Consider the following 18,872-nt stretch of genomic DNA (forward strand, 5'->3'; position numbering starts at 1 on the left):
ATGCAGGATATAAGCCATCGCTTCAACGGGGTCTTCACCGCCCTTATTACGCCATTCAAGAACGGCGCCATCGATCTGGCAGCCTTTGACGCTCTGGTCGACCGCCAGCTCGAAGCAGGTGTTGCGGGCCTTGTTCCCGTCGGAACGACGGGCGAGGCCGCTACGCTCTCCGAGGAGGAAGCGGCGGAGCTGATCGAGCGCACCGTAAAACGCGCAGCCGGGCAAGCCCTCGTCATGGCGGGAGCGGGGGCCAACGACACGAGAAAGACCATCGAAAAGGTCAAGCGTGCAGAGGCGGCGGGTGCTGACGCTCTCCTGATAGTGACCCCGTACTACAACAAACCAACCCAGGAAGGCCTTGTTGGCCATTACCGTGCAGCGGCGGAGGCCAGTTCCTTGCCGATCATGCTATATTCTGTTCCCGGTCGCTGTGGGGTGGAGATTGCGCCGGAAACCTGTGCGCTTCTGCTGGAGCGACACGAAAACATCATTGGCATAAAAGAAGCCGGTGGCTCGGCGGCTCGGGTGACGCAGCTGCGCATTGCGTGTGGCGAACGGCTGATCATCCATTCCGGCGACGACGGGCTGACCTTGCCTTTCCTTTCGCTCGGAGCCGTCGGGGTTACCAGTGTCGTTGCCAATGTAGCGCCGCGCGAAATGGTAGAACTGGTGAACGCCTGGAAAAACGGTGACACCGTGCGTGCGCTGGCCCTGCATGAACTGATCGCGGAACTGACGGATGGCATGTTCATCGAATCCAATCCGGGACCGGTGAAAGCGGCTCTTGCGCTGGCGAACCTTGCCGGGCCGGAAATGAGGCTGCCCATGGTCCCGGTCTCGGCGGAAAACCGGGAAAAACTCGCCGGCATTCTCGGACGGTTTGCCTCTGCTGCCGCCTCCTTCCAAGAAATGCGGTAAGTGGCGGCATCAGCTTTGCATTGTCCGTTGCGAACGGACGTAGGACTATCGATTGCTGGCGTCGCATCGGTGGCGGGCGGCACAATAAGCAAGGGAACAGGAATGACAAACGGGATTGATCAGAAGGCTGAGACCCATTGCGGGAAAGGCCGGTCTCGGACGTCGATCAGCACTGTCGGAGGTGACCGGTGAACTACACATGGGACTTCCATTCGGTATGGCAGTATTGGGATCTTTTCCTATGGGGCCTTTGGATCACGGTCGTCTACACGTTCGGCTCGATTGCTTTTGGCATTCTGATCGGGTTCGTCACGTGTGCAGCGCGGTTGTCAGGCTGGAAAGTTCTTTCAGGCGTAGCAAGGGTCTACCAGGAAATATTCCGCTGTACGCCGCTCCTCGTCCAGCTTCTCTGGTTCTATTACGCATTCCCGCTCCTCATCGGTGGGTCGATCGACAACCGCATTGCGGCAATGCTGACTCTGTCACTTTACGTGGGCGCCTTCTACGCGGAGATCTTCCGCGGTGGCATCGTATCGATCGACCGCGGACAGCGCGAGGCGGCGGCGGCGATCGGAATGAGCTCATGGCAGTCGATGCGGCGGATCATCCTGCCGCAGGCCATGAAAAGGGTACTGCCATCCTTCATCAACCAGTCGGTCATTCAGTTCAAGAACACCTCGCTGGTGTCGGTCATTTCAGTCGCCGACCTCGCCTACATGGCGGCGGTCGTCAACGGACAAACCTACCGGCCGCTGGAATCCTACACCCTGATGGCGGGCCTCTATATTGCCATGCTCCTGCCTCTGACCCAGGCCGCGGACTGGATCGAGCGGCGTCTGAGGGTCAGCGACTAACGGAACGGATTGACGGACATGACAAACAAACCAGCAGCCAGTGCGACGGTCATCGAAGCGGTCGGCTTGCGCAAGAGCTATGGGACGCACGAAGTTCTCAAGGGTATCGATCTTGGTCTTCACCGAGGTGAAGTGGTCGCCTTGATCGGCCCGTCAGGGTCGGGAAAGTCGACCTTCATCCGATGCTTCAACATGATGGAAACGCCGACCGGAGGAAAGATCCGCTTCCGCGAGAAATCTGTCGGCGAGAGCTTTCGCGACAAGGGCGACAAAATCGGTATTGGTACGCTTCGCCGCCATGTCGGAATGGTGTTCCAGCATTTCAATCTCTTCCCGCACAAGACGGTTCTCCAGAACGTCACGGAAGGACCTATCGTTGTTTGCAAGCGACCGAAGCGGGAGGCGGAGGCTTTGGCGATGGATCTGCTTTCTCAGGTCGGACTGGCTGACAAGCATGCCGCCTATCCGGCCCACCTTTCCGGCGGCCAGAAACAGCGGGTAGCAATCGCCCGGGCCCTTGCCATGGAGCCCGAAGTGCTGCTGCTCGATGAAGTCACGAGCGCGCTCGATCCAGAACTTGTGGGAGAAGTTCTTGCGGTCATCCGCAGGCTGGCGGAGAACGGCATGACGATGGCGATCGTCACGCACGAAATGGCATTTGCAGCCGAGGTCGCGAACCGTGTGATCTTTCTGGATGGCGGCATGATCGCAGAGACCGGAACGGCAGAGGAGGTTATTCTGAACCCTAAAAATCCGAGGCTGCAGGGTTTTGTTACCCGGTTCCGGGGACAGACCCTATGACGAGACTGAAAGTCAGCATCTTCGGCGCTGGCGAGATGGGCAGGGCCTTGGCCGAAGTGTTGTCGAAGAGTGGCAAGTTTTCGGTACATGTCATTGATCGCTCCGAGGATGCGCTCGACCGTTTGCGATCGATGGACCTCGACGTGACATTGAAGTCCCTCGGTCATTCGGATGATCTGCGGGGGCTTCTCTTGAACCAGGATGTCGCGGTCGCTGCCGTTCCTGAGACGGCTACGAGCGACATTGCGCATGCCGCCGCCAACGCAAAGGTCCATTATCTGGACTTCAACTGCCCCAATCCAAAGACGCGGGCGATCCTAGACGATCTCTCCAAACATCGCGCTGTCTTCAGCGGATGCGGGGTCTCGCCAGGCCTCATTGGCAACATCGCCTGCGGACTGCTGGACGACGTCTCAAATGTTTCGGATCTGACGATCCGCGTCGGAGCGATACCACGTTATCCAACCAATCGTCTTGGCTATGGCCAGATATGGAACATTGATGGCCTGATCGATGAGTACACTCGGCCGAGCGCCGCCATTCGTGATGGCGAACCTGTCCTGCTGTCTCCGCTCGAGGGGTGCGAGCGGCTAAGTATCGACGGTGTCGGTTATGAGGAATTCGTGACCTCCGGTGGGGTCGAGGACCTGTCGATCTTTTCGCACGCTGCACCAAAAAACGTAACGTTCAAGACAATCCGCTATCCGGGGCATCTGGACTATATTCGCTTCCTGTTGGACGATCTCAACCTTCGCCATCGGCGGGATATGTTGCGATCGCTGTTCTATAACGGGCTTCCGGTCGTGGAAGAGGATCAGCTACTTCTTGTGGTCACCGCGCGCGGCTACCGTGGCAGGCAGCCGACCGAGCGGACGTGCTGTCATCGTTTCGTGCCGAGCAGTCAACTGCGGCCATTCAATGCGCTGATTTCCACTGCCACCGGTTATGCGGCGACGCTTTTATCGATGCTGAGCCAGGGAACCATCGCACCCAAGGGCTACGTCGCGCATCATCGCATCGACACCAATACCTTGATGTCCGGGCCTTTCCTTAGGCCACTTTTGGCATCCTTAGCGTCTGTTTGAGTAACTGCGGAAAAACGCCCGCTGAGAAAGCACGAAATGCCCCCGTGCAAGGCGTTGTCCCGCCCTGCGAGCCGTAGGTTCAGCCAGCGATCCGTGTACGCGTATTGTTGAAACCCAGCTTCTCTGAAATCTCGTTGGCGGCCTTGAGCAGGCTGTCGAGGTAGGCGTCACGATTGCGCAGTCCGTCTTCGCGCGGTGTGACGAGGCATAGCGTGGCGATGCAGGCGCCGTCTGCCTGGAAGATCGGCACTGCAAAACAGTGGGTGAAGTTCTCCACCTCGCTGTTGAACGTGAAGAAGCCGTCGCGGCTTGCCTGCCGGACCTGTGCGATGAAGTCAGTGGGATCCATGCGCCGGCCGTTCGGAAGCACAAAATCCTCCGGCGGGATGAGCTCGAGGATTTGCTGATCGCTCAGATGAGAGACGAGGAGGCGTCCTGACGCTGTCCAGACGATGGACACGAGTTCGCCGACATTGGACGAGATACGGAACGGCCGGATGCCCTCGCGCATCATCGCGACCGTATACTTCCGGCCCTCAAGCAGACACATCTGCGCCGTCTCGCGGGTTTCTTCGGCAAGCCGCACCAGCATCCGGTCGCATTCCCGCATCAGGTCGAACTGCTCCGCATAGGCAGTCCCGAGGAAATAGAGACGGCGGCCGAGATAGACGCGGCCGTCGCCTCCCTGATAGTCGAGCATGCCGTGGCGAAGCAGCAGGTTGACCAGTTCGTAGACGGTGGAACGAGGCGCGCCGATCTCGGAGGCGATCTCGTTCGGCCGCATGGGTTGCCGCTTCACGCGCAGGAACTCAAGGATCTCGAACGCGCGATCCAGTCCCCTTGTGCGTCGCGATACCATGTCGGCTGCCGCCTCGGTCATTCTTCTCTCCAAATCGCCTCAGGCACGATCCGCGCGATACGCCACGCAGTCGACTTCTACTTTGCAATCGACCATCATACGCGACTGAACACAAGCGCGAGCTGGCGGGTTGGCACCAAAGTATTCGGCGTAAACCCCGTTGAAGCTCCAGAAGTCACGCGGATCGTCGAGCCATACTCCGACACGGACCACGTCCTCTACGCCGTAACCGGCCTCATGCAGAATGGCAATCAGGTTTTCGATCGCCTTGCGCGTCTCGGCCACGATGCCGCCGCGGACGATTTCGCCGTTTTCCATCGGTACCTGGCCAGAGACGTGCAGCCAGCCATTGGCTTCGACAGCGCGGGCAAAGGGGAGGGGTTGTCCGCCAGCCCCGGTTTCGCCGGCACCGTAACGTTTGATCGTCATCAGATTCTCTCTTTTCTTCTAGTTGAAGCTCGATGTTTTCAGGAATTCCGCCAGACGCTCGGTCTTCGGGTTGACGAACATTTCCTTCGGGTCGCCCTCTTCGCAGATGACGCCCTGGTTCATGAAGATCACTCGTGACGAGACTTCGTAGGCGAAGCGCATCTCGTGGGTGACCAGCAGCATGGTCATGCCATCGGCCGCGAGCCCCTTGATGACCTGCAGCACTTCGCCCACCAGTTCGGGGTCGAGTGCGGACGTCACTTCATCGAACAGCATCAGTCGCGGGTTCATGGCAATCGCGCGGGCGATCGCCACGCGCTGCTGCTGGCCGCCGGAGAGCTGGCCGGGATAGTGGTCCGCCCGCGCGCCAAGCCCGACCCGTTCCAGCCAGCTCTCCGCGATGCCGCGGGCTTGCTTGCGGCCCATCTTCTTGACCTTCACGAGGCCCAGCATGACGTTCTCGGCCGCAGACATGTGCGGAAAGAGGTTGAATTGCTGGAAAGCCATGCCGGTCAGGGCACGCTGACGGGCGATCTCCCTCTCGCCTTTACGCCGGCGCTGGGAACCTTCTACGTGATAACCGATCTCCTCACCGTCGAGACGGATAGTTCCGCCCTGGAATTCCTCCAGCATGTTGATGCAGCGGAGCATCGTCGTCTTACCCGAGCCGGAGGAGCCGATGATCGAGATCACCTCTCCCTCCTTGACCGTGCAGTCCACGCCCTTGAGCACTTCGAGCGGTCCGTAGGTTTTGTGCAGGCCGGCGATTTCGAGAATTGTCTTTGCCATCGGTTCCAGATCCTCAGGTCGGTACGGCGGTCTTGCGTTCGACGTATTTGCCGAAGCGCTCGATGCTGAAATTGACGACGAAATAGAGCAGGCCAGCGAAGAAGTAGAACTGGAGGCTCATGAAGTTGCGGGAGATGATTTCCTGCGTACGCAGGAGAAGTTCGGCCACGCCGATAACGGACAGAAGCGTCGACGCCTTGACCATCTCGGCTGCCGTGTTGACCCAGGCCGGCAGAAACTGGCGCAGCGCCTGCGGCCACAGCACATAGGCAAAGGTCTGCGTGAACGTCAGTCCGATTGCCTTCGCCGCCTCGGTCTGCCCGGCCGGGATCGTCTGCAGGCCACCGCGAACGATTTCGCCGATATGCGAGGAGCAGAAGATGGCGAGCGCCAGAACGCCGGCGGAAAAAGGACCGAGGTCGAGCCCTGCGGCGGCCGACACATAGTAGCTCGCCAGAACGAGCACCAGAACGGGTGTGCCGCGAACGATGTCGGTATAGGCCCGCACGAGGAAACGAAGCGGTGCCGCGCCGTAAACCAGTGCCAGACCGACAAACACGCCTAAGGCCGAGCCGGCGAGAATCGCCAGCAGCGAGATCGAGACCGTGATGCCGAGCCCGTTCAGGATGACATACCGGGCAATCCACAGCTGATCGAGGAAGGTTTGGAAGTCTGTCATGGTTACCTCGGCACGCTCAGGCGTCGCTCGACCAGGCGCATCAGCGCGGCGAGCACGGTACAGGTCACGACATAGAGACCGGAGACGACGAGCCATGTCTCGATCACGCGGAAGGTCTCGACATTAATCTTGCGGGCCTCGAACGTCAGTTCGGGAACGGCGATCGCGGCAGCAAGCGAGGTGTCCTTGAACAGCGAGATGACTGTAGACGACAGTGACGGCAGCACATTGCGGAACATCAGCGGCATGACGATCGAGAGGCGGATCTGCATCGGCGTGAGCCCGATCGCCAATCCCGCCTCCGGCAATCCTTTGGGGATGGACAGCAGTCCCGCGCGAAACACCTCGGCGAGATAGGCGCCTGAATAGATCGCCAGCACGGCGACGAAGCTTTCGATCTTGCCGAGCCTGACGCCCATCTGCGGCAAGGCGAAATAGGCGAACAGCACGAGTACCAGGATCGGTAAGTTACGAATAACCGTTACGTAGAGTGTGGCCGGCCATCTGGCCGCCCGGTGCCGGGATATCAGGGCAAACGCCACCACAAGGCCGATCACGACGCCGATCAGGATGGAGCCGACCGCAAGTCCGAGGCTTAGCGCCAGTCCGGCTAGTAGCTGGTCAAAGCTGCGCCAGACCGCCGCGAAATTCAGTGTATATCCCATGACAATCCGTCGCTGGCAGGAGGGGAGCGGGGGCGAGCCCCCGCGCCATTGTTGCTTACTTGTATTCGACCGGGAAGCCGATCTGCGGCGGAGCGAGTTCCTTGCCGAACCAGGTCTTGAACGAGGTCGCGTAGAAATCGAACTCGACGCCGGTCATGGCTTCATGGAGCGCGGTGTTGACGAAGTTGAGCCAGTCCTGATCGCCACGCTTGACGGCGCAGGCGTAGGTCTGCGGGTTCCAGCCGTAGCCGGCATCCTTGTAGCGGCCCGGGTTCTGGGTCATGTACCAGGCAAGCGACGACTGGTCGGTGGCGGCTGCGTCAGCGCGCCCGGATTCGAGAGCCTGGTAGATCAGGTCGACGGAATCGTACTGGTCTACAGTGGCTTCCGGCAGTGCCGCGTGCACCATGTCCTCGGCATAGACGTTCTGCAGCACCGAAACCGTGACGGACGATCCAGCAGCCTTCAGCGCCTCATAGTCCGCATACTGGCCACCATTCTTGAGCATCAGGCCGACGCCTTCCCGGTAGTAGGGGATGGTGAAGGCGACCTGCTGGGCGCGTTCGCCGGTCACCGTCATGAACTGGCAGGTCAGGTCGACCTTGTCGGTGGTGATGTTCGGAATGCGGGCATCCGACGACTGGTTCACGTATTCGATCTTGTCCGGATCGCCGAACAGCGCCTTGGCGACGATGCGGCCCATGTCGACGTCGAAACCTTGCAGCTTGTCGTCGGCGCTCTTGAAGTGCCAGGGCGCGTTGGTCGAGCCGGTGCCAAGCACCAGATGGCCGCGGGCCAGAACTTCATCCAGCTTGCTGCCCTGCTGGGCGAGAGCTGGCACGGAAATCAGGAAGGTTGCGGCAGCCAGCGATAGCGTGGCGACGCGTAAGGAAATGGTCATGGCGTTCCCCTTGAAACTGAGCGCTTCTATTAATCCAATATATCGGACATGTGTCTGCTTTATCGGATTGACATATCAAGTCGTATGGACGATGTCTTGTCAATAGCCACTGCCGAGAATTGATGCAGCCCCGCGCGGCGACGTCATTTGCGGCAGCAAAGCCGTGATCAACAGCGGGGACACCATGCCGTTTTCGTCAGCCGATATCGCCGTGATCAATACGCCAGCCGTATTGATCGACCTCGACATCGCCAGGGCAAACATCGCGCGATTTCAGGCCTATGCGGATCAACACGGTCTGCACGTGCGGCCTCATATCAAGACGCACAAGCTGCCTGCCATCGCCGAAATGCAGCTTGCCGCCGGTGCTGTCGGCATAACCTGCCAGAAGGTGTCGGAAGCTGAGGCAATGATCGCTGGGAGCAGTGCGATCACAGACGTTCTCATCACCTACAATATCATCGGCGAGGAGAAACTTGAGCGTCTGAAAGCGGTCTCCCGGAAAGTGCGGCTGTCGGTGGTGGCCGACAGTGAGGCCGTCGTCAACGGTCTGTCTGTCGCGTTTCAAGGCGAAGCCGGGCCGCTTTCCGTATTGGTGGAGTGCGATGCGGGTGCAAACCGGTGCGGCGTTTCTTCGCCGGAAGCTGCGGTGGCTCTTGCCCGAACCATCCATGCGGCGCCGGGGCTCGTGTTCGGCGGGTTGATGACCTATCCTCCGGCCGGCGCGGAAGAGGGTGTCGAGCGTTTCATGACAGCGGCGAAAGCCGGGATCGAGGCATCAGGGACACCGGTCCCGGTCGTCACCTCCGGCGGCACACCCTCCATGATGCACGCAGCCGAAGCGCCGATCACCACGGAGTACCGTCCAGGGACTTATGTCTACAATGACCGCTCGCTGGTTGCTCGCGGAGTATGTGAGTACACCAACTGCGCCTTGACCGTGCTTGCGACCGTTGTTTCGGTACCTGCCGAAAACCGAGCCATCATCGACGCCGGTTCGAAGACGCTGACGTCGGACCTGTTGGGGCTGACCGGATATGGACACGTCCTCGGCCGCGACGATATTGCCATCGATCAGCTTTCGGAAGAACACGGTCGGCTCGTCAGCAGCGGTCCTATCGGACTTGCGGTCGGCGACAAGGTGAGGATTGTTCCCAACCACGCCTGCGTCGTTACCAACATGGTCGATGCCGTCTTTGTTTTCGGCGAAGGCATGGAGGCTCCGGAAGTCTGGCCAGTTGCCGCGCGTGGGAAGATCGTCTGATCGAGGTGTCGATGGTCTGCTGTCAGTTCGACGAGATCAAATCCATCATCCTCTGTCCGAGCTGGCCTTGGGGATCGGCTAGATCAAGAACGACGTTCATGTGATTGAGACCCTGCAGGGTCAGCAATTGTGCGGGCTCGCCTGCCATGGTCAGGCGCGATTGCAGAGACGCCGCCTGTGAGTGGAACGGCTCGGTTTCGTCCGCTCCGACAGCGATGATGCGCGAAGGGCAGGGCAGTTGTCTTGATGTCAGCGGCGACCATGATGCGGCTTCCGCATCTGTCATCCTGGCTTCGTCACGCAGGAAACTTCCGGGAATGCCGGACAGGTCGTAAATGCCGCTGACAAGCAGGAGGCCACGGATTGCGGGCAATGAAGGCCGGTTTTGCTCATCAGGTCCGCATGCAGCAAGAAAGGATGAGAGATGGGCTCCCGCCGAATGGCCGCTGACGGTAATGCGAAGAGGATCGGCGCCAAACCTTCCTGCATTCGACTGAAGCCAGAGCACGGCGCGCCGAACCTGATCGACCAGCAGATCGAGTCGAGATTGCGGCATGAGGTCGTACTCGATGATCGCGGCGACAGCGCCGGCCGCGACGATCGGCTCGGCAACCAGGCGATAGTTTTCCTTTTCGCCTGAACGCCAATAGCCGCCATGAACGAAGACATGAAGCGGCGCGCCAGCCTTCACGTTATTCGGCAGGACGATATCCATGACCTCGCGAGCGCGGTCGCCGTAGCGAATGTCGGAAAGCACGTTCGCGCTTGCCGTCAGGGCCTGACTGCGTGTCGTGAACTCGGCGGAAATCGCATCGAAATCCGGGACGAAGTCACGAATTCTGTAAAGATCTTGATGTGACACCGATTCCTCCCGCTCAGTAATCGACTGCGTAGTACTTTGCCTCCATGAAATCCAGGATGCCAGTGACTCCACCCTCCCTGCCCAGACCGCTCTGCTTGACGCCCCCGAACGGCGCGGCCGGGTCCGACATCAGCCCTCTGTTGATGCCGAGCATTCCAGCCTCCAGTCGCTTGCCGATCTGAAGGGCGCGTTTCAGGTCGCGGCTGTAGACATAGGCAGCAAGGCCGTATTCCGTGTTGTTGGCTAGTCTAACGGCGTCGTCATCGCTTTCGAACTTGTAGACGGGAGCGACCGGTCCGAAGATTTCTTCCCGAGCGATCGCAGCGTCGGCAGGCACGTTTTCGAGCACGGTCGGGGGGTAAAAATAGCCGTCCTGACCAAGTGGTTTGCCGCCCGTTACCGCGCGGGCGCCAGACGCCATGGCATCGGAGACGAGGCGGTCGATTTTCCGAACGGCCGCTTTGGTGATCATCGGCCCGCATTGCGTCGATGGATCATATCCCGGGCCGATTTTCAGCGCAGCCATACGGGCGGCGAGGCCAGAAACGAAAGCGTCGTGTATTCCCGACTGGACATAGAACCGGTTGGCGGCGGTGCAGGCTTCGCCTGCGTTGCGCATTTTGGCGATCATGGCGCCATCAAGTGCCGCGTCGAGATCGGCATTGTCAAAGACGATGAAGGGGGCGTTGCCGCCGAGCTCCATCGAGCAACTGACCACCGACTTGGCGGCCTCGGCCAGAAGGGTGCGGCCGACACCGGTCGAGCCCGTGAACGAAAGCTTGCGCACTCGCGGATCGGCGAGCATGGCGTTCGTCACCGCGGCTGGATTGCTCGTCGTGAGAACGTTGACCACGCCTGGTGGAACACCGGCCTCTTCGCCGAGCCGGGCCATCGCATATGCCGTGAGCGGCGTCTCCGAGGCAGGTTTCAGGATGACCGTGCAGCCGGCGGCGAGTGCCGGGCCGATCTTGCGCGTTGCCATTGCCGCCGGGAAATTCCAGGGCGTGATTAAAACGGCGATGCCGATCGGTTCATGATCAACGAGGATGTGGTGCGAACCCGACGGCGTGTGCCGGAACTCGCCGGGGATGCGTGTTGCTTCCTCGGCGTACCATCGGAAGAACTCGGCGGCATAGGCGACCTCTCCGCGTGCATCAGGTAGGGCTTTTCCGTTTTCCAGGGCGATGAGTGTTGCAAGCTCTTCGGCGCGCGCGCTCATCAGTTCGAACCAGCGCCGGAGGATCTCCGAACGCTTGCGCGATGGCGTTGCGCGCCATCCGGCGGCCGCTGCCTCAGCCGCATCCACAGCGCGGAGCGCGTCCTCGACAGAGGCGTCCGCGACTTCGACAAGCGGCTCGTCCGTCGACGGGTTCATGACGGTGAGGCCGCTGCCTTTCACCCATTTGCCGCCGATATAGAAGCCTTCGGCATGGAGAGCCGGATCCGCATATCCGTTGATCTTGGCGTGAAACGTCATCTCAGAGATCCTTTCAGCTCAGGCTGGACCGGTCGCCTCTATGGGCGGCGGCGACGAGGTTGTGCATGTCTTCCGGAGTGAGGGGCCGGGGATTGTTCTGGATAAGGCGTGAGATGCCCATGCTTTGTTCCGCCACCCAACCGATCCTGCTTTCTTCGAGACCGAGTTCGGAAAGCGTCGATGGAATCCCGATCCGCGCGAAAAGCGATGCGAGCTCGGGGATGACCTCTTCAGGGCCGTCGAGCCCCGCCGCTTGAGCTATTCTTGCAAGCTCATTGCCAATGACAGGCGCGTTCCATGTCATGACATAGGGCATGAGGCACGCGACCCCGAGGCCGTGGGCGGTATGGGTGAGGGCGCCCACCGGATACTGGATGGCGTGGGCGGCGGCCGTGCCGGCGACGCCGAAGGCAAGACCCGCCAGCGTTGCGCCGAGCATGACCTTTTCCCGCGCGGCCCGGTCTCCGCCGTTCCGGCAGGCAGGCTCAAGTCCCTGCCAAAGAAGCGTTATGGCACGCAGTGCGAACTGGTCGGACAATTCGTTCTTGCCGATAAACACACGCTGCCGCGTGATGCCCGGAACGGGATCGCGACGGATTGCGGTAAAGGCCTCTATCGCATGCGTTAGAGCATCCGCTCCGGCGATCGCCGTCAGGGACGGCGGGCAGGACATGGTCAGATCGGGATCGCATATGGAGACTGTCGGAATCAGGTGCGGGCTGGAGATGCCGACCTTCAGGCTGCGTTCGGAATCCGAAAGAACGGCGACCGGTGTGACCTCTGAGCCCGTGCCTGCCGTGGTCGGAACGGCGATTATCGGCAACACCGGTCCCGGTACATTGTTCTCGCCGTAGTAATCCTGCGAGCGCCCGCCATGCGCAAGCAGCAGCGCCACGCATTTGGCCATGTCGAGGCAAGAGCCACCTCCGATTCCGATAACCAGATCCGGAGCAAAGGAGCGGGCCTCTTTCGCGCTGGTCGACGCCGCTTCGACCGGTACGTCGGGGAGAGTGGAACTATCCACCAGGACGGCGAGACCGGCGTCTCTGACTTTTCCCACCAGGGCGACGAAATCGTCATCGGCGGCCAATCTCGCGTCTGTGACGATCAAAGCCCTTTGTCCGAGCGCGGCGGCAATGCCGCCCAGTGCATGACGTTGCCCGGCGCCGAACAACAATTCCTGCGGCGCCCTCAACGTGCCGAAAAGGTTCATTCCCTGTCTCCTCCGATTATTGTTTAGGCGGCCTCAAGGGCCAAGAGTTGTTCCAGAAGCGGTTGGGGCAATTCGATCCCGATGCCCGTCGTCGTCGCCTTGCGATCACGCGCGCCATCACCTGGAATCGCGACGGGACGCGTTGGATCTGCCGGTCGTGAAGTCCGCAAGCTGTCAAGATAGGCCACAAGTGCCGGTACGCTGCCGGCGCCAGCAGCTTTGTCGATCAAGATGACTAGGTCGCCCTTGTTGGCGGCATGGATGTCGTCGAGCGTCCCACGGACGTCGGGCGCGACGTTTGAACCCGCCAAAATCGCTACAATCAACTCGAACGCCAGGCCCAATCCATAGCCCTTCGCCCCACCGAACGGGGCAATGGCCCCTGCTTTCGCGGCCTTCGGATCCGTGGTCGGTCGACCGTCGATATCCACCGCCCAGCCTTCGGGGATCGGCTCGTCACGCATGGCATGGCTATGGATCTTTCCCATGGAAACGACGCTTGTTGCCAAATCCAGCACAAAGGGTCTGTCATCCAGGGGGATTCCGATAGCGATGGGATTCGTGCCCAGCATCGCTTGTGTTCCACCAAACGGGTGGACGAGGGCCTCGCTCGTGGACATGACGATGGCAATTTTCTCGTCTCTGGCTGCCGCCTCCGCGTAGTACGCAAGCATGCCGATGTGGTTGGCATTGCGGATTGCGGCAATTGCGATTCCGTTCTGGTCGACCGCGTGTTGCAAAGCGTCGATCGCATGCATGATGACGACCGGGCCCAACCCCCGGTCGCCGTCGATCGCAAGAAACGACTTTCCACGCCAAGTGCCGCGGCCCTTAACGGTCCCGTCGGACAGACCCTTTTCCAGCCGCGAAAGGATAAGCGGCAATCTCAGCAGGCCGTGTGATGGCGCACCTTTCAGTTCCGCCTCGATCAACACCTCCGCCTGGAGGCGCGCGTTGGCAACCGGTACGCCTTTTAGCTCCAGAAGGTTGGTCGCGAGATCTCTCAGACGAGTGACGGGAAGCCTCATTTCGAAATCCTATATCGGATCGTATACGATATTGTATTTGACATACGATATCTTATTTGCAAGGAATGCATCTCTGTCAAGGCGCTGTTTCGGGAGAATACGAACGTGGTGATTGCGGTTGAACGGGAAGGCAGGTCGGCGATTGCGCGACCCAGCAGCGTCGTCGACGGAGTTTACGACAGCATCTACCACCGCCTGATGTCGCTGGAGATCGCGCCCGGTGCGCGGATTCCGATCGATGTGCTGGCTCGCGAACTCACTGTGTCGCAAACGCCGGTTCGCGAGGCGTTGAGCCGGTTAGAGCGCGAAGGTCTGGTGCGCAAGGAGCACCTTATCGGCTACAGCGCCGCACCGCTTTGGACCCGGAAGCAATTCGAGGACCTCTATGCCTTTCGTCTTCTGGTGGAGCCGGAAGGTGCGCGCCTTGCGGCCGTCAACATGACGCCCGAGGCGCTCGAGCGGCTCGAAACTTCGGCTGCGGACATGGGCAACGGCGAAGCGCCGGTCGATCGCAACACGCGTTATTCGCGCTTTGCCCGTGCCGATGCGCAGTTTCACGATGCCATTCTCAAGATCGGTGGAAACGAAGTGATCCGCAGCGTGCTGTCCAACCAGCACGTTCACCTTCATATCTTCCGTCTCATGTTCCATACGCGCGTCACGCAGGAGGCGCTGGAGGAACATGAAAATCTGCTCGCGGCATTTCGTGCGAGGGATCCGCAGGCGGCATTCGACGCCATGCGTATCCATATCGAACGTTCTCGCGATCGACTGCTTTCGGCCTTCGAATGAACGCGGCTCTCTCGAGAAACGTCGCCGGTCAGCCGCTCGCTCCTCTCGCGGTCGCGTTGAGAGCTGAGGCTATCGGAAAGACCTATGGGCCGATCACCGTCCTGACGGATGTCACCCTGGACGTCCGCGCCGGGGAAGTGCATGCGATCATTGGTGAAAACGGCGCGGGCAAGTCCACGCTGATGAAACTCCTGTCGGGCCATGTCCAGCCGACTGCGGGACGGCTTCTGATGGCAGGCGCGCCGGTGTCTTTTCGCAATGCCGTGGAAGCTGAGGAGGCGGGGGTCGTCCTCGTCCACCAGGAAATCCTCCTTGCCCCTGATCTGACCGTCACGCAAAATCTGTTTCTCGGTCGGGAGCTCGGGACTGGGCTGATGGTGAACGATCGGGCGATGAATGCCCGGACCGCCGAATTGCTTTCCCGGGTGGGCTCCGTCGCCAGGCCGCGTGACCGGGTCGGCGACCTGCCGCTGGCGCAGCGGCAGCTGGTGCAAATCGCCCGCGCGCTTCTGAACGACCACAAGATCATCATCCTTGACGAGCCGACGGCCGTTTTGGCAAATGACGAGGTCACGGCGCTTCTCGATATCGTGCGAAGCCTTCGAGCACACGGCGTTGCCGTTCTCTATATCTCCCATCGCCTCGACGAGGTTCAGGCACTCGCCGACCGGATCACGGTGCTCCGTGACGGGCAAATGGTCGGTACCTGGCCGGCAGTTGATCTTGGGCAGCGCGAAATGGCCGAGCTCATGGTCGGTCGAAAGCTTGAAATGCTCTATCCGCACAAGCGGCCGGTGCCGACAGCGGAGCCTATCCTTGCTGTCAGCGACCTTGCCGTCGATCACGGTTCGGAGACCTGCTCGTTCAGTGTCCGCCCCGGGGAAGTCCTCGGCATCGGCGGCATGATCGGCGCCGGTCGTACAGAACTGATGGAGGGACTGATGGGCCTTCGCCCGTCAACGGCCGCCAGCGTCGAGCTCAACGGCGCGGCCGTCGGTGACAGGTCCGTGCAAAGTCTTATGAAATCCGGCCTCGTCTACCTTACCGAGGACCGTAAGGGCAAAGGGTTGCTGCTTGACGAAAAGCTCGCGGCCAATCTGACCTTGCAGGCGCTGGATGAGGTGAATCCGAGCCCCTACCTCGATCGGAAGGGCGAGCTCGCACGACTTCAGGCCGCAGTGGACGGCTACGACATCCGTGTTCGCTCATTGTCGCTGGAAGCAGGGAAGCTGTCGGGAGGAAACCAGCAGAAACTGCTCCTGGCCAAGGTGATGATGGCCGATCCGTCGGTCGTCATCATCGATGAGCCGACGCGTGGCATCGACATCGGAAACAAGAGCCAGATCTACGACTTCATCGACGCGATGGTGCGTGCCGGGAAGGCCTGCATCGTCATCTCGTCTGAAATGCAGGAACTCGTCGGTCTTGCCGACAGGGTTCTCGTGATGCGCGCAGGGAGGATCGTTGCCGAGCTTATCGGTGACGAGATCAATGAGGAGAACGTCGTCTACGCCGCGACCACGGGCGGATTGGCGCATGTTGAGGAGGACAGACATGAACACAGCGACAATCGCCGCCGCGACGGTTGACGAGGGACCACGAATTCGATGGGCTGATCTCGCGCCTTTTATAGCGCTAGCGTTGATCGTGCTGTTCGGCGCTCTGGTGAATTCCAATTTTATCGCATCGGCGAACCTGATCAACGTGATCACGCGCAGTGCCTTCATTGCGATCATCGCCGTCGGCGCAACATTTGTGATCTCCTCCGGCGGCCTCGATCTTTCCGTCGGCTCGATGATGGCATTCGTCACCGGCATCATGATCATGACGATGAACTATCTGGCGCCCAGTTTCGGGAACCTGGCAATTCCGATGGGCGCAGGCGTCGCCATTGTCGTCGGTTGCCTGTGCGGTCTGTTCAACGGTCTGATCGTCACCCTCGGTCGGATCGAGCCTTTCATCGTCACGCTAGGGACCATGGGCATCTTCCGCGCCTTCATCACCTTCATGACGGATGGCGGCTCCCTGCCTATCGACCGCGGACTGCGGGAAGCGTACCGGCCGGTGTATTTCGGGAGCGTGTTCGGGATTCCTTATCCGGTGCTCATCACCTTCGTCGTTGTCTTGGCGGGCGCCTTTCTTCTCTACAAGACCAAGTATGGCCGACGTCTGACATCGACAGGGTCCAATGTCGAGGTTGCGCGGTTCTCAGGTGTCAACGTCGCTGCCGTGCGCACCATGGCCTACGTCATTCAGGGATTTTGCGTCGCGATCGCCGCGATCTGCTATGTGCCACGCCTTGGCGCCGCTACCCCCACGACAGGTCAGCTTTGGGAACTTCAGGTGATCACTGCCGTGGTGATCGGCGGCACTCTTTTGCGCGGCGGACGCGGTCGCATCGGGGGGACGATTGCCGGCGCACTGATTCTCGAGGTCATCGCCAATGTCATGGTCCTGTCGGACATGGTCTCGGAATACCTGGTAGCCGCCGTCCAAGGCGCAATCATCATCATCGCCATGCTGGCGCACCGTTTCACTGCCAACCGCTGAAAACAGCACAGACTTCAAAAGGAGGAGAAAATGAAGTCGATTATCCAGAAAACAGGACTTTTGATGTCCACGACCGTCATGGTCTTGACCGTTGCGTTGGGAGGCGCCTCGGCTCAGGACAGGAATGTCACGATCGCTGTATCCATACCGGCAGCAACGCACGGATGGACGGGTGGCGTCGTCTATCACGCAGAGCAGGCGGAGAAGGAAGTCGAGGCGGCCTATCCGAACATCGATGTCGTTCTTTCGACCGCGTCGTCCGCGCCCGCCCAGGTTTCCGCGCTCGAGGATCTCGCGGCGAGCCGCAAGCTCGATGCACTTGTCATTCTTCCGTTCACATCGGAGGAACTCACAGGCCCCGTCGAGCAGATCAAGCAGAACGGCACCTTCATTTCAGTGGTGGACCGTGGCCTCACGGATCCGAGCGTGCAGGATCTCTATGTAGCCGGCGATAACATCGCCGTGGGCGCCAACACTGCTCACTGGCTCGTCGACAAGCTTGGAGGCGAGGGTGAGATCGTCGTGTTGCGTGGCATCCCGACGGTCATCGACGACGAGCGTATCAAGGGCTTTTCGGACGTCATCGCAAAGTCCAACATCAAAATTCTCGATATCCAGTATGCCAACTGGAATCAGGACGAGGCTTTCAGCCTGATGCAGGACTATCTCGCCAAGTATCCGAAGATCGACGCGGTGTGGGCGAACGACGATGACATGTTGCTCGGCGTTCTTGAGGCGGTCGACAATGCGGGCCGGACAGACATCAAGTATGCGCTCGGCGGAAACGGGATGAAACAGGTTATCGAGATGGTGAAGGAAGGAAACGAGCGCACGCCCGTTTCCACACCCTATCCGCCATCAATGATCAAGTCTGCAGTCTACATGACGGCGGCGCAGTTCGCGGGGCAGGCGCCCATGCGGGGATCCTTCCTGCTTGGTGCTCCGCTGATCACGCCTGAAAATGCCGACCAGTTCTACTTCCCGGACTCCCCCTTTTGATTTCAAATGGCGCCCGGTCCTGGCCGGGCGCCGCATCCAGTTCAAGACCATAGGAGATGTGACATGAGCGGCAAGAAGATCCTCATGCTGACCGGCGAATTCACCGAAGAATATGAAATCTACGTATTTCAGCAGGGGATGGAGGCGGTCGGACATACCGTTCACGTCGTTTGCCCTGACAAGAAGGCGGGGGACCGGATAAAGACGTCACTGCATGATTTCGAGGGCGATCAGACCTACACTGAAAAGCTTGGCCACTATGCCGATATCAACAAGACGTTTTCAGAGGTGCGCGTCGAGGAATACGATGCCGTTTACGCGGCCGGTGGGCGTGGCCCGGAATACATCCGAACCGACAAGCGCATTCAAGACATGGTTCGTCACTTCCATGACACCGGCAAACCGATTTTTACCATCTGCCACGGTGTGCAGATACTTATGGCGGTGCCGGGCGTGCTTAAGGGCAAGAAAGTCGCCGGCCTCGGCGCCTGCGAGCCGGAAGTGACGGCGGTTGGCGGGGTCTATATCGATGTGAAACCGACCGAAGCCTATGTCGACGGGAACATGGTTTCTGCCAAGGGTTGGACAGGGCTTGCCGCCTTCATGCGCGAGTGCCTGAACGTTCTGGGCACGAAGATAACGCACACCTGAGGCGATCTTCCAGTTGCATATGCCCCCATGTGTCCACGTGGGGGCATTTTCTATCC

At 60.2% G+C, this 18,872-nt stretch carries 20 protein-coding genes; 10 read left to right on the plus strand and 10 right to left on the minus strand.

Annotation, left to right across the window (positions count from 1 at the left end; translation table 11 throughout):
- The 4 genes from dapA to J5J09_RS16920 all read left to right on the plus strand — a co-directional run bounded on the left by dapA (position 1) and on the right by J5J09_RS16920 (position 3,658).
- On the plus strand, positions 1-918 hold the full coding sequence (dapA, locus tag J5J09_RS16905; RefSeq protein WP_208552543.1) for a 4-hydroxy-tetrahydrodipicolinate synthase: 918 nt from the start codon (positions 1-3) through the stop codon (positions 916-918).
- Between the two features lie 188 nt (positions 919-1,106).
- A complete protein-coding gene (locus tag J5J09_RS16910; RefSeq protein ID WP_208552547.1) occupies positions 1,107-1,772 on the plus strand; it encodes an amino acid ABC transporter permease in 666 nt (221 codons plus the stop codon).
- An 18-nt stretch (positions 1,773-1,790) separates the two neighbouring features.
- Positions 1,791-2,573 carry an amino acid ABC transporter ATP-binding protein gene (locus J5J09_RS16915; protein ID WP_208552549.1) on the plus strand — a complete coding sequence of 261 codons (783 nt, stop codon included), beginning with the start codon at positions 1,791-1,793 and terminating at the stop codon, positions 2,571-2,573.
- Positions 2,570-3,658, plus strand: coding sequence for a saccharopine dehydrogenase C-terminal domain-containing protein (locus J5J09_RS16920; RefSeq protein ID WP_208552551.1), 1,089 nt, complete (start codon positions 2,570-2,572; stop codon positions 3,656-3,658). Before J5J09_RS16915 ends, J5J09_RS16920 begins: the two co-directional genes overlap by 4 nt.
- Positions 3,659-3,737: 79 nt before the next feature.
- Here J5J09_RS16920 and J5J09_RS16925 read toward each other — a convergent pair whose 3' ends face one another.
- The 6 genes from J5J09_RS16925 to J5J09_RS16950 are packed head-to-tail and all read right to left on the minus strand — an operon-like array spanning position 3,738 to position 7,980.
- A complete protein-coding gene (locus tag J5J09_RS16925; RefSeq protein WP_208552552.1) occupies positions 3,738-4,538 on the minus strand; it encodes an IclR family transcriptional regulator in 801 nt (266 codons plus the stop codon).
- A gap of 18 nt (positions 4,539-4,556) precedes the next feature.
- Positions 4,557-4,946: a RidA family protein gene (locus tag J5J09_RS16930; protein ID WP_208552553.1), complete on the minus strand. Its 390-nt coding sequence runs from the start codon at positions 4,944-4,946 to the stop codon at positions 4,557-4,559.
- A gap of 18 nt (positions 4,947-4,964) precedes the next feature.
- A complete protein-coding gene (locus J5J09_RS16935; protein WP_208552554.1) occupies positions 4,965-5,735 on the minus strand; it encodes an amino acid ABC transporter ATP-binding protein in 771 nt (256 codons plus the stop codon).
- A gap of 13 nt (positions 5,736-5,748) precedes the next feature.
- Positions 5,749-6,414: an amino acid ABC transporter permease gene (locus J5J09_RS16940; RefSeq protein ID WP_208552555.1), complete on the minus strand. Its 666-nt coding sequence runs from the start codon at positions 6,412-6,414 to the stop codon at positions 5,749-5,751.
- A 2-nt stretch (positions 6,415-6,416) separates the two neighbouring features.
- Positions 6,417-7,079: an amino acid ABC transporter permease gene (locus tag J5J09_RS16945; protein WP_208552556.1), complete on the minus strand. Its 663-nt coding sequence runs from the start codon at positions 7,077-7,079 to the stop codon at positions 6,417-6,419.
- 55 nt (positions 7,080-7,134) lie between these two features.
- Entirely contained in the window at positions 7,135-7,980 is an 846-nt protein-coding gene (locus tag J5J09_RS16950; RefSeq protein WP_208552557.1) for a transporter substrate-binding domain-containing protein, read from the minus strand.
- Positions 7,981-8,164: 184 nt separating this feature from the next.
- Here J5J09_RS16950 and J5J09_RS16955 point away from each other — a divergent pair, with 184 nt between their 5' ends.
- Entirely contained in the window at positions 8,165-9,244 is a 1,080-nt protein-coding gene (locus J5J09_RS16955) for a D-TA family PLP-dependent enzyme (RefSeq protein ID WP_208552558.1), read from the plus strand.
- 22 nt (positions 9,245-9,266) lie between these two features.
- Here the strand turns inward: J5J09_RS16955 and J5J09_RS16960 are convergent, their stop codons facing one another.
- The 4 genes from J5J09_RS16960 to J5J09_RS16975 are packed head-to-tail and all read right to left on the minus strand — an operon-like array spanning position 9,267 to position 13,824.
- The gene (locus tag J5J09_RS16960; RefSeq protein WP_208552560.1) at positions 9,267-10,106 is read right to left on the minus strand and encodes an alpha/beta hydrolase fold domain-containing protein; all 840 of its coding nucleotides are present in this window, start codon (positions 10,104-10,106) and stop codon (positions 9,267-9,269) included.
- Positions 10,107-10,119: 13 nt separating this feature from the next.
- On the minus strand, positions 10,120-11,583 hold the full coding sequence (locus J5J09_RS16965; RefSeq protein WP_208552561.1) for an NAD-dependent succinate-semialdehyde dehydrogenase: 1,464 nt from the start codon (positions 11,581-11,583) through the stop codon (positions 10,120-10,122).
- 13 nt (positions 11,584-11,596) lie between these two features.
- A complete protein-coding gene (locus tag J5J09_RS16970) occupies positions 11,597-12,796 on the minus strand; it encodes an iron-containing alcohol dehydrogenase (protein ID WP_208552563.1) in 1,200 nt (399 codons plus the stop codon).
- 23 nt (positions 12,797-12,819) lie between these two features.
- Entirely contained in the window at positions 12,820-13,824 is a 1,005-nt protein-coding gene (locus J5J09_RS16975; protein WP_208552567.1) for an Ldh family oxidoreductase, read from the minus strand.
- A gap of 105 nt (positions 13,825-13,929) precedes the next feature.
- On the opposite strand from J5J09_RS16975, the gene J5J09_RS16980 reads away from it, so the two are divergent.
- From J5J09_RS16980 to J5J09_RS17000, 5 genes are all read left to right on the plus strand, one after another.
- The gene (locus J5J09_RS16980; RefSeq protein WP_208552570.1) at positions 13,930-14,616 is read left to right on the plus strand and encodes an FCD domain-containing protein; all 687 of its coding nucleotides are present in this window, start codon (positions 13,930-13,932) and stop codon (positions 14,614-14,616) included.
- Positions 14,613-16,205, plus strand: a complete 1,593-nt coding sequence (locus tag J5J09_RS16985; RefSeq protein ID WP_208552572.1) for a sugar ABC transporter ATP-binding protein — start codon at positions 14,613-14,615, stop codon at positions 16,203-16,205. The genes J5J09_RS16980 and J5J09_RS16985 overlap by 4 nt, the downstream gene beginning before the upstream one ends.
- Positions 16,171-17,166 (plus strand): ABC transporter permease, encoded by a 996-nt coding sequence (locus J5J09_RS16990; protein ID WP_208552574.1) that lies wholly within the window; start codon positions 16,171-16,173, stop codon positions 17,164-17,166. Before J5J09_RS16985 ends, J5J09_RS16990 begins: the two co-directional genes overlap by 35 nt.
- Before the next feature lie 30 nt (positions 17,167-17,196).
- A complete protein-coding gene (locus J5J09_RS16995; RefSeq protein ID WP_208552575.1) occupies positions 17,197-18,165 on the plus strand; it encodes a substrate-binding domain-containing protein in 969 nt (322 codons plus the stop codon).
- Between the two features lie 63 nt (positions 18,166-18,228).
- Positions 18,229-18,816, plus strand: coding sequence for a DJ-1/PfpI family protein (locus tag J5J09_RS17000; protein ID WP_208552577.1), 588 nt, complete (start codon positions 18,229-18,231; stop codon positions 18,814-18,816).
- Positions 18,817-18,872 lie beyond the last annotated feature (56 nt).

The sequence above is a fragment of the Ciceribacter sp. L1K22 genome (assembly GCF_017599385.1).
Classification (GTDB): Bacteria; Pseudomonadota; Alphaproteobacteria; order Rhizobiales; family Rhizobiaceae; genus Allorhizobium.